We start from the raw sequence: 13,957 nt of genomic DNA, 5'->3' as shown, positions 1-13,957 counted from the left end.
TTACATAATACCAGTATAGCACATACCTCTTTTTTGAAAATAAACTCTTTTATGACAGGAGCCGCATGACTTGTCCGCTGTGAAAAGACCGGCTGACATGCTCATGGCAGGTGAAATAAAGTATCTGCCGCCCGCCTTCTGAAAGCTGATTCAGCACATCAAACAGCCGCTGCAGCCGCTGCCTGTCAAAATGGACAAAACTGTCATCAAGTAAAAACGGCAGTGATAACGCAGATTCCCTCTCTGACGCAAGGGCAAAACGAATCGCCGCATAAAGCTGCTCGCATGCCGCCTGTGACAGTTCGCCAGCAGAAAACACCGTTCCGTCTTTCCGCATGACCATAATGGAATCATCAGCCTCGGAAAAATACAATTTGTGATAGCGTCCGTCCGTAAGCGGTCCGTATAATGCACCGGCGGTTTCTAACAGACGGGGAAGCGTCACTTTTTTATGCCGCTCCATTTTTTCCCTGATAATGTGTCTGACCGTCTGTAATGCGGCCCACTCTTTAGCGGTTTTTTTCACGCGCTCCTTCTGCATTTCTGTCTGCTGTTTTAAATCGGATACAAGCCCCGAGGACTCCAGCTGCTCTTGCTTCACCGTTAATAAAGCGGTTTGCTCACGGAGCTGGGCGCTTTTTTCCTCAAGCGTTTTTTTCTCTGTTTCCTTCTGAACGACTGTATGTTCAAGTTCGGACACTGTGCGGCTCATGTACGGCTCCAGCTGTTTTCCGCCTATGCCGGACAAGTGCGTTTTGATTTCGCGCAGCTGCCGCTCTGTTTCCCGGCGGCTTTCAGTCAGCCTGGCGAGTTCACAAAAGTGTTCGCGGTTTTTTGCGCCTGCCGCCATGAAAAGCTGTTTGACCTGCTGTTCGTAGTAATGAACTTCTTCATTTAATTCACGCATTTGCTCTTGTGCATGCAGCAGATCCGTTTCGAGCGCCTGTTTTCGTTTTGCTTCCTCACGGGCCCGTTCCGCCTGCGCCAGCAAAACGTGCAGTCTTTCTTTTACGGACAGCTCCCTTCCGTCTGAAGGACTCAGCTTTTTGACCCGGTCCTCAAATGCTCTTTGCAGCTTTTGCAGCCTGCCCGCTTCAATGGTCAGCTCATGCTTGTTAAGGATTTCTTTTTTGACATCTTTCATTACATGATATGCGTCAAGAAGATGGGAAGGACTTCCTGAAAACCCCAGTTCATTCATAAAAAGTTCCGCCTGTTTTTCAGACGGCGCCATTTCGGCCTCCCATTCTTCATATTGGCGGATGACTCTTTCATATGCCGCTTCTTTCTGTTCAAGCACGGCTTGATCCGCAATCAGCTGCTGCCGGTGCCGGCCGTCACGCCAAAGCTCTTCCTGCAGAAGATCAGCCGTTTCTTTAGAGATCGCCGGCTTCTTTTTCTTGTGTCCGGGCCCTCCTCTTTCTGACGGCAGCGGTTTTTGCATGCCGGACAGCATATACAGCAGCAGAGCACCGGTAAAAAGGGCGGCGGGCAGCCATTCCTTTAACATAGCGAAAATCGCAATGAACAGAATGCCCGCACCGAGAAAGAGCTTTTTTTGTTTGGCGCGCTGTTTTTCCAGATGCTGAACATGTGCCTGCCATTCGTTTCCTTCTGTATCAGCCGTTTGCTTATATGATTGTAAAGCGGCTTCTTTTTCTTTCCTGACAGCGGGGTCCAAAATGTTTTCCGCCGTCACGGCATGTTTTCGTTCGGCTTCTTCCAGCTCCAGCCGCGCTTGTTCGAAAATCGCATCAAGCTGTGTCTTTCTTTCTCTAGCCTGTCCGGCGCTCTGCACGGCTTCCTGCAGCCGCCATTCATATTCATAATCGGTGTTCAGTGAAAGAATGCCGTCTTCCTCATGTCTTCCGAGCTGCTGCAATCCTGACGAAACGCGGGCAGATGTCTGCCGGATCTGTGATTGGATGGCTGCAAGCTGTTCGCCGCGCGATTCATACATATGCTGCTCGCCGGAAAGCTCCTGCAGCTGCCGCTCTTTTTGCAGCAAGTCCTCATTTGGAGCGAGCAGATCAGCCTGCCGCCTGAGTTCAGCCGATTTTGCCCGAAGCCCCTCAAGACGGGCCGCTTTCGGATGGAGATGCGATTCGTATTTTTCAAGCTGATGCATTCCGTCCTTCGGGAATTGCTTCAATGCTTCCGGATAAGAAGAAAGTTCGCTTTCCAAGGCTGTTTTTTTGTCTGCGAGCGGCTTTGCTTCTATCGCTGATTTTACTGTTTTGATTTCTTCAGTTATGTCTTTCAATCGTGCTTCGGCATCCTGCAAACGGCCGCCGGCGCTTTTTTTCTCTTCCAGAAGGCTGTGATAGCCCGCTTCCGCAGCTTCCGCCTTTTTCAGCTGGGCGCTGAGCCGCTTTAATGTATCCAACTCCTGATTTAAGCGGGGGTTCCGCCCGTTCGGCTTATACATCCTGTCAAGTTCTTTTGCCAGTCGCCCGTCAAGCTTTGCCGCCGCTTCTGACCCGAATAAGCTCGAATACAGGAGAAACTCGCCGATTTTATCCCGGTTAAAAGCTTGAATCTCCTGCAGTCCGAATACATCGAACGAATAGATCGCTTCGTACAGCGCCCGATCTGTATCGGAAAGAAGCTGTTTGAGACATTCTCCGTCCTTGATTTCGCCTGAAGCCGTATACACTCTGACTTTTTCGGCAGCGCCTTTTGTCCGTTCGATTTTGACAGCGCCGTGATCGCCATGCTTCAATTCCACAGTGCCGCCGTAAACCCCGCCGTTTTTCGGTTCGTATTTTTTTGATTTCGGAAAACCGAACAGCACGCTTTTGATAAAGGACATCAATGTCGTTTTACCCGCTTCATTTAACCCGTAGATCACTTGCACGGGAGAATCTGACAACTGAAAACTTCGGTCGGAAAATTTTCCGTATTGGTAAATATGCATCGCCGTTATTTTCATCGCTGAAGCTCCTTCATTTGGCGTCTTAAAACGGCTTGAGCCTGCCGCTTAATATCCAGTATCTCTTCATCTGTAAATGAAGCCATCTGACGCCGGTATACGGGATGACGCTCAAGGGCTTCAAATACACCGCTCATGTCCGCGCATTGTTCTATGTCCTGAAGGAGCCCTTTAAAAAACGGATCGGGCGGCACGGTGTCTGTTTCATCCGTCCGATCCTCAAGCGCAAGCGGCCAGACGAAACATTCCTCTTCGGCCTCTTCCTCCTGTAAAGCGGAAAGAAGCTCCTCCGCGATGCCTGCGGGCGCCTCCGTCCAAAAGCGGGGCGCTGCGCCGCGAAGCACCAGCCTGACACATGCCGGGCGGCCCGCCGCGCGCAAGCCGGAGAATGTATCCGATGCGGCTTTCAGAAGTGAAGTCATATGTTCAGCTCCGGAGATATCAAGATCAATTTCCTCCCATAACACATCATGCGCTTCTTTGAATTCCCAAGACATCTCACCGTTTGCCGCCCGGACGAGATAATATCCCTTAGGCCCGGTTTCTTTTAAATGCCGGGCTTGAATATTCCCGGGGTAAATGGCGGCGGGATGCCGGGCGGACAGAACCTGCCGTTTATGAATGTGTCCGAGCGCCCAGTAATCCATGCCGCTTTTTTCAAGGTCTTCTTTCGTAAACGGGCAGTACGGGTCATGCCCTTCCGCTCCTGATAACATGCCGTGGAGCATGCCGATATGATAAGGCGCGCCGGTCATTTTCCGGTAACGGGCCGCCTGATTGACCGTTACGCTTCTTTCCTGATAGCTGCATCCGTATATGCTTGCCGCAAGCTCTCCGTTTTTAAAGAAAGATTTTTCCTCCGGTGTATCCGAGGTGAATGTATGTACATTTTCCGGCCATTCAATCGGCGTCCACTTACCGCCCAAATGATCATGGTTGCCGAATATGACGAACACTTGGATATCCGCTTCCTGTAATCTCGCAAACTGTTTTCTCAAAAACAGCTGGGCTTTTAAACTTCTGTTGGCTTCGTCAAACAGATCCCCCGAAAGCAGCACGAAATCTGCCTGCTCCCGGAGTGCCCCGTCCGTCAAGCGGCGGACGCTGTGAAATGTGCTTTCTTTAATACGCGCATATACCGGTTCAGGCAGATTCGAAATGCCGTAAAACGGGCTGTCCAGATGCAGGTCAGCGGCATGAATAAACGTCAGATCAGCCATCTCGCCCTCCCCTTTCTGCAAATTGAATTACCCTTATTTTAGCACCGTTTTTATACGAATGCACGTTCTGTAAAATAAAAAAACAGCCCGGCTGTTCCGGGCTGTTTCACTTATTTTTTGGAGATGCGCAGCGCTTGTTTGATCGCTTTGAATCCGCTGGCGTTTCCGTAAATCAAAACGCCGCCTTTGTAAATTTTCGCGCCGACCGCCGCAAAGATCACGATAGTGAGCAGTGTCAGGGCGATTCCGGCCGCAGCCTGCCAAAACGGGATATCGAGCATCCCGACGCGTAAAAACATAATCATCGGCGTAAAAAACGGAATGTAAGATGTAACGGTAATAAAACCGGCGTCAGGATTGCCGATGCCGAACATGGCGATCATAAAACCTGCCACGACTAAAAAAACCATCGGCTGAATCGTCTGCTGTACGTCCTCTATCCGGCTGACAACACTGCCGAGAAACGCGGCAAGCGTCGCGTAAAGAAAATAGCCGAGCAAATAGAAAATGACGGCATAGACTATCGTCGAGACGGGAACATCCTTAAAATTGAGAAATGCACTGATCGGCGACGACGCATCATTTTGAGGGTTCAGCTTCAGTGAGAGATAACCAGCCGCAATCAGCACCGCAAACTGTGTGATCCCCACGAGCGCGATACCGAACAGTTTGGCAAACATCTGCTGAATCGGCGGCATGCTTGAAATTAAAATTTCCATGACGCGGGACGATTTTTCCGTCGCCACTTCCATCGCAATCATGCTTGCGTACATGATAACTGAGAAGTAGATGACAAACAGCATGATGTATACAAGCCCCATTACCTGACCGAGCTCTTCCTCAGATTTCGCCCCTTTTTCCAGCGCGTCTTTGCTGACTTCCGGCGGAGTGTAGAGGCTGCTGACTTTTTCTGCCGAAATGCCGAGCTTGGCGGTTTCAACAGCGGTTTTTGTCTGGGTTAAAGCCTGCTTGAGCAGTTTATACGCTGATTCATCGGAAATGGTCAGCGCCTTGTATGCTCCTGTTATCGTTCCTTTTTGATCTTGTCTGATGATAAACAGTCCGTCCCATTCACCGTCTTTGACACGCTTTACGGCATCTTTTTCGGACTCCTTCGTCTCCATTGCCTGCAGATCATTGTCTGTATCCGCCGCTTTAAGCTGTTTTGCAAACGCCGGGTACAGCCCGCCCGTTTCATCAATCACCGCGATTTGCTGCTTGCCGTCATCCGATTGAAACACGGATATAATCGATTGCAGATTGGTCACCGCTAATACTAATAAAACGGTAATGGCGGTCGAAATAATGAATGACTTTGTCGCGATTTTGTTTTTATATGTATGAAACAGCATGATCCAAAATTTATTCATATACGGCCCCCACCTTTTCTATAAAAATATCATGCAGTGACGGCTCTTCCAATTCGAACTTCCGTATAAAACCTTTCCCTTGCAGCGCCCGGAAAATATCCTGAGAAACCGGTTCATTCGCGACCTGCAGTCTGATCCCGTCATTTGTTTCCTTCCATTTCACGACACCTTCATGCGTTTTTAAAAAGCTGAGGTCATCATCTGAATGAACGGTGACATTTTTTTTGCCGAAAGACCGCTTAATGTCTTTCAGATTGCCTTGAACGACGGGTTTTCCCTTCTGGAGAATGCACAAATTCTCACAAAGTTCTTCCACATGCTCCATTCGGTGGCTTGAAAAAACGATGGAAACGCCGCTGTTTTTCAAAGAAATAACCGCTTCTTTCAGCAGCTCGACATTCACCGGATCAAGACCGCTGAAAGGTTCATCGAGAATCAGCAGTTCAGGCTTATGCAGGACGGCCGAAATGAACTGGATTTTCTGCTGGTTTCCTTTAGACAGCTCTTCGACTTTCTTATTCTTGTAATCTGTAATGCCAAACCGCTCGAGCCATGTCATGAGCTCTTTTTCCGCCTCTTTTTTGCCCATTCCTTTTAATCTCGCCAAATAGACAAGCTGGTCACTCACCTTCACTTTCGGATACAGCCCCCGCTCTTCCGGGAGATAGCCGATTTTTTCACTGATGGAATAATTGACCGGCTGCCCTTTCCAGGTGATATGCCCGTCAGTCAGGCTTAAAAGACCTAAAATCATCCGAAAGGTCGTCGTTTTTCCCGCGCCGTTTGCGCCGAGAAGCCCGAACATTTCCCTTTCAGGTATTTGCAGGTTCAAATTGTCAACAGCGGTAAAGCTGCCGAATGTTTTCGTTACGTTTTCAATTGTAAGCACGAATCCAACTCCTTCCTTGACCCATTATATACTAATAATGGGTAAAAATTAATGGAGGATTTTAAATTCTTTATCAGAATATCATTCTATAAAGGGGGTGACATGATGGGACAATATGTATTGACCGCATTCCATGCGTCGGGAGAAACGCTGCTGGATGAACGGATCGAAGCGGATAATGAGGCGGAGGCGAAGGCCGCCGGAGAGGCTTTGTTAAAGGAAAAAAAACTTGAGAACAGTACTCATCGCTTGGTAAATGAAGCCGGAAAGCTGATTTTATTCCACAGATAACAGAAGCTTTCCGGCTTCTGTATTTTACCGGTTAAATTGCGGCGTCCGTTTTTCTAAAAAGGCGCGGATGCCCTCTTTATGATCATCCGTTTTTCTCATATTTTCCTGGGCCTTTCGTTCAAGAGACAAAACATCTTTTAACCGGCTGATATGGAGGCTCTGATAAATAGCCTTCGTTTCAATCATCGCTGACAGCGGCGCATGCAGCAATCGGTCGATATACGGTTGTGCCCCCTCCGCAGGGCCGCCGCTGAACAGCCCGTCGGCAAGCTTGAGCCGCACTGCTTTTTCAGCCGGCAATTTTTCACCGCTCCAAATCAGTTTTTTCGCTTCGATCTCACCGACGCGTCTCATTAATAAATAATGGCCTCCTCCGTCGGGGACCAATCCGATGCCGATGAAATTCATCGCGAGTCGGGCGTTTTCTTCAGCGAGCACCACATCGGCGCACAGCGCGAAACTCAGTCCGAGCCCCGCCGCGGCTCCGTGGATGGCGGCTATCACAATTTTTTTCATATCATAGAGCGTCAACGTAATGGATTCGATCATTTTCATGAGCCGTTCATATTCTCCTGAATCATGATCAGACGTCATCATCTGGATATCACCGCCCGCAGAAAATCCCCGGCCTTCCCCCCGCAAGAGGACGATAAGCGCTTCGCTGTCGGCTGCCATCACGCATGCATTTTCTAATTCCCGGAGCATTTGTTCATTCAGCGCGTTGTAACTGTCAGGCCGGTTCAGCACAATCTCTGCGATCTTTCCCTTTTCTTCATAACGAATATACTGCATGTTTACACCCTCCTTGTATCCGCTTACATATTTTGTTCAAATGATATATTCCTTCCGCCGAAGCGAAACTCCTTTATTTTTCAAGGTCAACAGATACCGAAAAATGCATATCATTTGAAACTGAACATACATTTTTATATAGTGAAATTGATATACAAAACAAAAGGGGGGGAAAACACCGATAATGAAATATGTGATACTCAGCTTGTTACTGAGCTTTTTTATGGTGCTGTTCCCCCCTTCGGATGTCGCTCTTCCTTCCCAATTGGTGACAGAAACAGACAGCCATGTACAAATTTCGGTTTACCCGCAGGAAACGGAATCGGCAAAGACGCCGGTTCAAACCAAAACCGCTCCGCAAGGCCTGTCAAAAGGATACGGTGCGTTATCCCGGATGATCTCCCTGTTATCTGTCAAACCTCTTGATCAATTCATTGATTCCACAATGGAAAGGACATGCGCCATTCCGATACAATACCAGTCAAATTACCTCCGGCATCAGACAATTTCTCATTGCCAATCTGTATTTACGATGTAAAAACAATATATTCCGGAGGGATTTTTTATGAATATTAAAGAAAACGATCTGCCCGGCATCGGGAAAAAATTCGAAATCGAAACGAGAAATCATGAAAAAATGACGATCATCATTCATGATGACGGCAGGCGGGAAATTTACAGATTTGATGACCGCGACCCTGATGAGCTTCTGGCAAGCATTTCACTTGATGATGCGGAAGCAAGACAGATTGCCGCGATTATCGGCGGGATGGTGTACAAACCGCAGGCGCTTGAATCGATTGAAATGGCGTTCAACGATCTGATTATCGAATGGTTTAAAGTTGAAAAAGGGGCAAAAGCGGCAGGGCGGACGCTCGGCGAACTGGATGTGCGTCAGAACTATGACGTGACGGTCATCGCCATCATTAAGCATAACCGGAAAAAGCATTTAAACCCGGGCGCTGATTCGCTCCTTGAAGCAAACGATACACTCGTCCTCTCAGGTGAAAGAAAGCATCTGAAAAAGCTGATCCAAGACTTCCTCTCCAGAGACGGAGTGTGATCTGTTTATGGACCATCTCGTATTTGAAGTCGGTACGGCGTTAGTTCTTGTAGCCATTGCGAGTGTCATCGCCAATAAAATTAAATTCTCGATCATCCCCTTCCTGATCATTTTAGGAATGCTCGTCGGGCCGCACGCGCCCCAAGCGGGCATCATTGACCTGACGTTTATCGAAAGCCGGGAAGTGATTGAATTTTTCGGACGGATGGGCGTCCTGTTCCTCCTCTTTTACCTCGGGCTTGAATTCTCGGTCGGAAAATTAGTCAAATCCGGACGTTCAATCGCCGCCGGCGGAACGATTTATATTCTGATTAATTTCAGTTTAGGGCTGATCTATGGCTTTATCACGGGCTTTTCCTTTTTGGAAGTGCTTGTATTGGCGGGCGTCATCACGATATCATCAAGCGCCATTGTCGCAAAGGTGCTTGTCGACTTAAAGCGCACGGCTAATCCGGAAACGGAGCTGATTCTCGGCATCATTATGTTTGAGGATATCTTTCTGGCGGTTTACTTATCCGTCGTTTCCGGGCTTGTTCTGGGAGACGCGACGTCTGTCGGAGGCGCGCTGATGTCAATCGTGATCGCTTTCGGATATATGCTGCTGTTTTTCATTGCCGCCCGAAAATTGCCGCCTCTGCTGAACAAGCTGCTTGATATCCGTTCAAACGAGGTATTTGTCATCGTCATTTTCGCCGCGCTCTTTTTCATTGCCGGCTTTTCCGAAACGATTCATGTCGCTGAAGCGATCGGCGCGCTCTTGCTCGGACTCGTGTTTTCGGAGACGGCCCATTCTGACAGGATTGAGCATCTTGTCGTGCCGTTCCGTGACTTTTTCGGGGCCATGTTTTTCTTCAGCTTCGGTCTCAGCATTGATCCGTTTTCACTCGGAGATGCGGTATGGCTTGCCCTTGGCGCCGTTCTGCTGACGATTGCCGGAAACTTTATCGCCGGCATGATCGCCGGGCGCCGGGCGGGGCTTTCTCATAAAGCATCGTCTAATATCGGGCTGACCATTGTGTCACGCGGCGAATTCTCCATTATCGTCGCAAATCTCGGCATCGCCGGCGGCCTGTCCGCTTCACTTAAACCTTTCGCCGCCTTATATGTTTTGATACTGGCCATCTTCGGCCCTTTGCTCACGAAAGAATCGAAGCGGATATATCTCCTGTTGAACAGCGTGTTCAAATGGAAGACGCCTGAAAAGAAGCCGCAGAAATCATAAAAAAACTGACCTCTTCATAAGGGGTCAGTTTTTTTGAGCGGGAAGAAATTGCTGAAAAGCCGTTTTTTTATTAATGGAGAAATGCTCTTTTCCCAGAATGGTATTGATGATTTTTTGGTTTCTGTAAACAGACAGCTTCAAATTCGTAGCGCCCGTTCCGTGAGCATGATCAAGATTCGTTAATGTGAAAAAATGATGCCGCCTGTCGTCCTTAAAGACAAGACGGGAATCGGCCGTCACTTTAAAGCGTTTCTCATCCTCCCATTCGATATCAGGGGCAATTGCCGTAAACCATTCCGGAATATGAGGTTTAAAACCGGTCGCCAATATCACTTTTTCTGAATCGGCCGTAAAGGTTTCATCCATCTGCCATTGATGAAAGCTCAGTACGCAGCGCCCGTTTTGCTTTTCAATTTTTTCAAGCTCCGCCATCGGCTGAATATACACGTCAGGCGAACCTCCGCTGATCGATCTGTGATACAGGGCATCGTAAATGGCGGCAAGTGTGTCAGAATCAATGCCGTGGCGCAGTCCGTCCAGCTCAGGGAGCGTGTTCAGCCGTTCCTTAAAAGGCAGGCGGTTAAAATATTCCACATAATCAGGTGTAAACATTTCCTGCCCGAGCTTGGCGGTTTCCAATTCTCGGAATCCGGCGGAGCGTGTCACCCATTGCAGCCGGCTGCGGCGGTATTGTTCATCGTGCAATAAGTCAGAAAAGATCTCCGCGGCGCTCTGTCCGGAGCCGACCACTGTAATTGATTCGGCGCCGGCGAGCTCGTCTTTCCGAAACAAATATTCCGTGCTGACCATCGTGTCCTGACGCGCTTCGTCAGCAATCTCTGCGGGAATAAGCGGTTCAGACCCCGTCCCCATGACGAAATGCTTCGTTTGATAGACACTGATGCTTCCGTCCTCAATGTTCTTGACGCTGACGTCATAATGTCCGCCGGCATTTTTCACGCCGATTACCTCTGAGCCGAAACGGCATGATTTGATTTCTGAAGCCGCCCAGCTCAAATAGTCGTTAAATTCCCGTCTCGGAATATCAAATTCATTAAACGTATAAAACCGGTACAGCCGGTCATGTTCATGGAGAAAGTTTAAAAACGTGTAGCGGCTTTTCGGATCGGCGAGCGTGACCAGGTCCGCCAGAAACGCCACCTGTAAATCGGTCCCTTTAATTAATAGACCGGGATGCCACGCAAATTCTTTCTTTTTATCGAAAAAAAGAGCATCTGTTCCGGGTATATCCTCTAACAATGCGGCAAGCCCTAAATTAAACGGCCCGATTCCCGCTCCAATGACATCATACATATTATGCACCTCTTACGAATAACAGTCTGATGGTCTTTTCCCGTTTTTACAGACGGTTAAACATAAAAAAAACGGCACGCTGATTCCGTGCCGTTTTTGATATTATAATGCGGATTTGACGAACATCTCATCTAAGTATTTGATTTTCTCTTCTGTATAATGCTCGAATCGGTCATTATATGATTTCGGATCTTTCGGATTGGCGAAGTGCGTGATTTTTCCGGTTTCCGGATGAATGAATTTGCTTGCCGCGCCGCAGCCGATACCGATAATCGTCTGCACTTCTTCCATAATCATAATGTTGTAGATGCTTTCCTGACCAGGGAAGGAGTAGCCGACATTTTCAAGGTTTCCGAGAATGTTTTTCTGCCGGTACAAGTAGTACGGCGTATAGCCGTGCTCTTTTGTCCAGCGGACGGCGTCATCCATCATGCGGGACACTTCCTGTCTGTCGGCAACTTTATACTTATGCTTGTTTCTCGTCATTTCTGACGCCCGTTTAAAAGAAAGCGTATGAACGGTCAAAGATTCAGGCATCAGCTTTTCCGTTTCCTCAAGACTGTGCCTGAACTCAGCCGTCCCTTCTCCCGGCAGGCCGATGATCAGGTCCATGTTGATATTATTCATGCCGTGTTTGCGGGAAAGATGGTATTTTTCGATGGTTTCTTCAACTGTATGGTGTCTGCCGATGGCCTTAAGCGTTTCGTTTTCATAAGATTGCGGGTTGATGCTGATTCTGTCAATCTTATACTTATTTAAAACGGCCAGCTTTTCCTCCGTAATCGTGTCGGGACGGCCCGCTTCAACGGTAATCTCCCTGATATTCGCGACATCCGGGAAAGAGCGGACCATTTCTTCATATAAAAGATCCATTTCTTCAGCGGTAATGCTTGTCGGCGTGCCGCCGCCGAAATAAATGGTCGTCACTTTGATATCATGCCGCTTCAGCCATTCTCCGATTTTCTGCATTTCATAGTGAAGCCCCCATAAAAAGGAGCCGACTCTTCCCGCCTGTCCTTGAATGGCATAAGCCGGAAACGTGCAGTAGGCGCATTTCGTCGGGCAGAACGGGATGCCGATATATATGCTGACTTCATCTTTGACCCGGTACAGATCGGGAACCGCAGCGAGCTGACGGTCGACAATCTCCTGCATCAGATTGATTTTTTCATCATGGATCAGATAATCTTTTTTCAGATCGGCGTGCGCCTCTTCTTTTGTCAGGCCGCTCTGTAGCTTTTTATGAAGAAGTTTAGTAGGCCTGATGCCGGTTAAGATTCCCCATTTTTGTGTCATGCCCGTATGCGATTGAAGAAGATTTAAGTAGACGTACGACAGCGTGTTTTTCACCTGTTTAAATACTTCTTTTTCGCTCCATCCGGCAAGAAGCGGTTTCGTATGATGTTCCTTTTCGCCGGTTCCTTTGATTTCTCCGGATACCGACACGCTGTCTGCATCTTGAGAAATGGCAAGTGAGATGACGAGATCAGAGGGTTCCTCCGTTTCGCCGTATGCAAGAACACACTCTTCAAAAAATAAATTCGCGATGTTTTGCAGCGGACGATGCAGCCTGTCATCCGTGATGCCGTCTATTTTTATTTGCAATGTGATCACCTTATTTTTCAGATTCAAAACTTTCTTTAGTGTACAGAAAGAACAGGCTAAAATCAATCCGCGAAAAAGCCGCAGACCGGCGTTTCGCGTCTGCGGCTCTTGATTACGGCCGTTTCATATGGAACTTATCGAGAAAGCCTTTGCGGTGCTGCATGCGGAAATATTCCTTAATCATATAGGCGACTCCCTGTTCATCATTTGACCTTGTCACCCAGTCCGCTTTTCTTTTTAATTCATTTGAGGCATTTCCCATCGCGACGCCGAGACCGGCCAGCTCGATCATCGGCAGATCATCTTCCTGATGGCCGATAGCTACAACCTCTTCCATTGAAAGCCCGAGTTCAGCGGCGACCATCGAAAGTCCGCTTTCTTTTGAAACCCCTTTAGGCACGATGTTCAGTTTTTCTCCGTTGACGCGGATCACATCGACGGCCGGGAATGCTTTCATTATCGTATCCGTTATATCAGCCTGCAGGCCATCTTCGGCATGCACTTCAATGACGGGCGCTGAAACCGGCTCATCAAGGAGCAGGTCACTTAATGATTCGACAAACTGCACCGGATAAAAAATCGGATCAGACGGATGAATCATCGTTTTCCCGACCAGATTGGAGTTCACTTTCTTCTTGTTTCCGATCGAATATTTTTCGTGAAGAAGCCGGATATTACATGGATAGCTTTCCAGCACCTGAACAATATTAAACGTGTGATCTTCTGATATTTTCTTTTCAAAAAACGGCTCATCTATTTTTTCAGAAATGTATGCGCCGCTGTGGGTAATCAATTTTGCATTCAGCTTTAATATTTTCGCCACTTTTTGAGCGGAGCGAAAATGGCGGTTTGTGACCAGTGTGACGTAAATTCCTTTTTTCTTGACGTATTCGATGGCATCCTTTGTCGTCTGATGAAGTTTGCCGTTGGAGCGAAGAAGCGCTCCGTCTATATTTAACGCCAGCATTTGTTTTGACACAGAGAAGTCCCCCTCCTTGATGACTGTACTTGTCATTAGGATATGACCCTGTCTCTTTGTTTAGAACAACCTTTTCTCCGCAGCAAAAAAGCCTGCCTCAAGCAGACTTTGAACTGTCGTTTTGTTGGGATACGATCGATTTGCTGCCTTCTCCCCAATGTGTATTTCTATTTACGAAATATATCAGGAACCCCTTATTTGACCGTTGATGCGCTCGTTTCACTTACTCTCTGTTGCTACCCCTTAACATACCAGGCAGTATAGGCGACCGTATCCTTAG

12 protein-coding genes are annotated in these 13,957 nt (G+C 48.0%); 4 read left to right on the top strand and 8 right to left on the bottom strand.

Annotated features, from left to right (window positions below; all coding sequences use genetic code 11):
* Positions 1–49: 49 nt before the first annotated feature.
* The 4 genes from NYE68_RS05805 to NYE68_RS05790 all read right to left on the bottom strand — a co-directional run bounded on the left by NYE68_RS05805 (position 50) and on the right by NYE68_RS05790 (position 6,411).
* Entirely contained in the window at positions 50–2,932 is a 2,883-nt protein-coding gene (locus NYE68_RS05805) for an AAA family ATPase (RefSeq protein ID WP_324635976.1), read from the bottom strand.
* Positions 2,929–4,152: a DNA repair exonuclease gene (locus NYE68_RS05800; RefSeq protein WP_324635977.1), complete on the bottom strand. Its 1,224-nt coding sequence runs from the start codon at positions 4,150–4,152 to the stop codon at positions 2,929–2,931. Before NYE68_RS05800 ends, NYE68_RS05805 begins: the two co-directional genes overlap by 4 nt.
* 110 nt (positions 4,153–4,262) lie before the next feature.
* Entirely contained in the window at positions 4,263–5,522 is a 1,260-nt protein-coding gene (locus tag NYE68_RS05795) for an ABC transporter permease (protein ID WP_025284501.1), read from the bottom strand.
* Positions 5,515–6,411 carry an ABC transporter ATP-binding protein gene (locus tag NYE68_RS05790; RefSeq protein WP_007409231.1) on the bottom strand — a complete coding sequence of 299 codons (897 nt, stop codon included), beginning with the start codon at positions 6,409–6,411 and terminating at the stop codon, positions 5,515–5,517. The genes NYE68_RS05795 and NYE68_RS05790 overlap by 8 nt, the downstream gene beginning before the upstream one ends.
* Before the next feature lie 105 nt (positions 6,412–6,516).
* On the opposite strand from NYE68_RS05790, the gene NYE68_RS05785 reads away from it, so the two are divergent.
* Entirely contained in the window at positions 6,517–6,702 is a 186-nt protein-coding gene (locus tag NYE68_RS05785) for a YhzD family protein (protein ID WP_003155259.1), read from the top strand.
* A gap of 24 nt (positions 6,703–6,726) precedes the next feature.
* Here NYE68_RS05785 and NYE68_RS05780 read toward each other — a convergent pair whose 3' ends face one another.
* A complete protein-coding gene (locus NYE68_RS05780; protein WP_007409232.1) occupies positions 6,727–7,494 on the bottom strand; it encodes an enoyl-CoA hydratase in 768 nt (255 codons plus the stop codon).
* A 184-nt stretch (positions 7,495–7,678) separates the two neighbouring features.
* Here NYE68_RS05780 and NYE68_RS05775 point away from each other — a divergent pair, with 184 nt between their 5' ends.
* Genes NYE68_RS05775 through NYE68_RS05765 form a run of 3 tightly spaced genes read left to right on the top strand, consistent with a single transcriptional unit; the run spans position 7,679 to position 9,779 of the window.
* Complete coding sequence (locus NYE68_RS05775; protein ID WP_007409233.1) at positions 7,679–8,032, top strand: hypothetical protein; 354 nt, start codon at positions 7,679–7,681, stop codon at positions 8,030–8,032.
* 27 nt (positions 8,033–8,059) lie between these two features.
* Entirely contained in the window at positions 8,060–8,557 is a 498-nt protein-coding gene (locus NYE68_RS05770) for a cation:proton antiporter regulatory subunit (RefSeq protein WP_324635982.1), read from the top strand.
* A gap of 7 nt (positions 8,558–8,564) precedes the next feature.
* The gene (locus NYE68_RS05765) at positions 8,565–9,779 is read left to right on the top strand and encodes a cation:proton antiporter (RefSeq protein ID WP_003155266.1); all 1,215 of its coding nucleotides are present in this window, start codon (positions 8,565–8,567) and stop codon (positions 9,777–9,779) included.
* A gap of 24 nt (positions 9,780–9,803) precedes the next feature.
* On the opposite strand, the gene NYE68_RS05760 is transcribed toward NYE68_RS05765, so the two are convergent.
* The 3 genes from NYE68_RS05760 to NYE68_RS05750 all read right to left on the bottom strand — a co-directional run bounded on the left by NYE68_RS05760 (position 9,804) and on the right by NYE68_RS05750 (position 13,677).
* Positions 9,804–11,093, bottom strand: coding sequence for a SidA/IucD/PvdA family monooxygenase (locus tag NYE68_RS05760; protein ID WP_015417143.1), 1,290 nt, complete (start codon positions 11,091–11,093; stop codon positions 9,804–9,806).
* A gap of 102 nt (positions 11,094–11,195) precedes the next feature.
* Positions 11,196–12,698 carry a coproporphyrinogen III oxidase gene (locus tag NYE68_RS05755; protein WP_007409236.1) on the bottom strand — a complete coding sequence of 501 codons (1,503 nt, stop codon included), beginning with the start codon at positions 12,696–12,698 and terminating at the stop codon, positions 11,196–11,198.
* A 112-nt stretch (positions 12,699–12,810) separates the two neighbouring features.
* Positions 12,811–13,677 carry a Cof-type HAD-IIB family hydrolase gene (locus NYE68_RS05750; RefSeq protein WP_012117197.1) on the bottom strand — a complete coding sequence of 289 codons (867 nt, stop codon included), beginning with the start codon at positions 13,675–13,677 and terminating at the stop codon, positions 12,811–12,813.
* Between the last annotated feature and the right edge of the window lie 280 nt (positions 13,678–13,957).

The organism is Bacillus sp. FSL R5-0447 (assembly GCF_038606125.1).
In the GTDB taxonomy this organism is placed as follows: Bacteria; Bacillota; Bacilli; order Bacillales; family Bacillaceae; genus Bacillus; species Bacillus velezensis.
Note: the sequence above shows the minus strand (reverse complement) of the source record. Positions and strands in the feature narration are given on the sequence as shown.

Excerpts from the sequence above, each read along its gene's own strand:
- NYE68_RS05775 (WP_007409233.1), top strand. The coding sequence starts at position 7,679 with ATGAAATATGTGATACTCAGCTTGTTACTGAGCTTTTTTATGGTGCTG.
- NYE68_RS05805 (WP_324635976.1), bottom strand. The coding sequence starts at position 2,932 with ATGAAAATAACGGCGATGCATATTTACCAATACGGAAAATTTTCCGAC.
- NYE68_RS05770 (WP_324635982.1), top strand. The coding sequence starts at position 8,060 with ATGAATATTAAAGAAAACGATCTGCCCGGCATCGGGAAAAAATTCGAA.
- NYE68_RS05800 (WP_324635977.1), bottom strand. The coding sequence starts at position 4,152 with ATGGCTGATCTGACGTTTATTCATGCCGCTGACCTGCATCTGGACAGC.
- NYE68_RS05765 (WP_003155266.1), top strand. The coding sequence starts at position 8,565 with ATGGACCATCTCGTATTTGAAGTCGGTACGGCGTTAGTTCTTGTAGCC.
- NYE68_RS05795 (WP_025284501.1), bottom strand. The coding sequence starts at position 5,522 with ATGAATAAATTTTGGATCATGCTGTTTCATACATATAAAAACAAAATC.
- NYE68_RS05785 (WP_003155259.1), top strand. The coding sequence starts at position 6,517 with ATGGGACAATATGTATTGACCGCATTCCATGCGTCGGGAGAAACGCTG.
- NYE68_RS05760 (WP_015417143.1), bottom strand. The coding sequence starts at position 11,093 with ATGTATGATGTCATTGGAGCGGGAATCGGGCCGTTTAATTTAGGGCTT.
- NYE68_RS05780 (WP_007409232.1), bottom strand. The coding sequence starts at position 7,494 with ATGCAGTATATTCGTTATGAAGAAAAGGGAAAGATCGCAGAGATTGTG.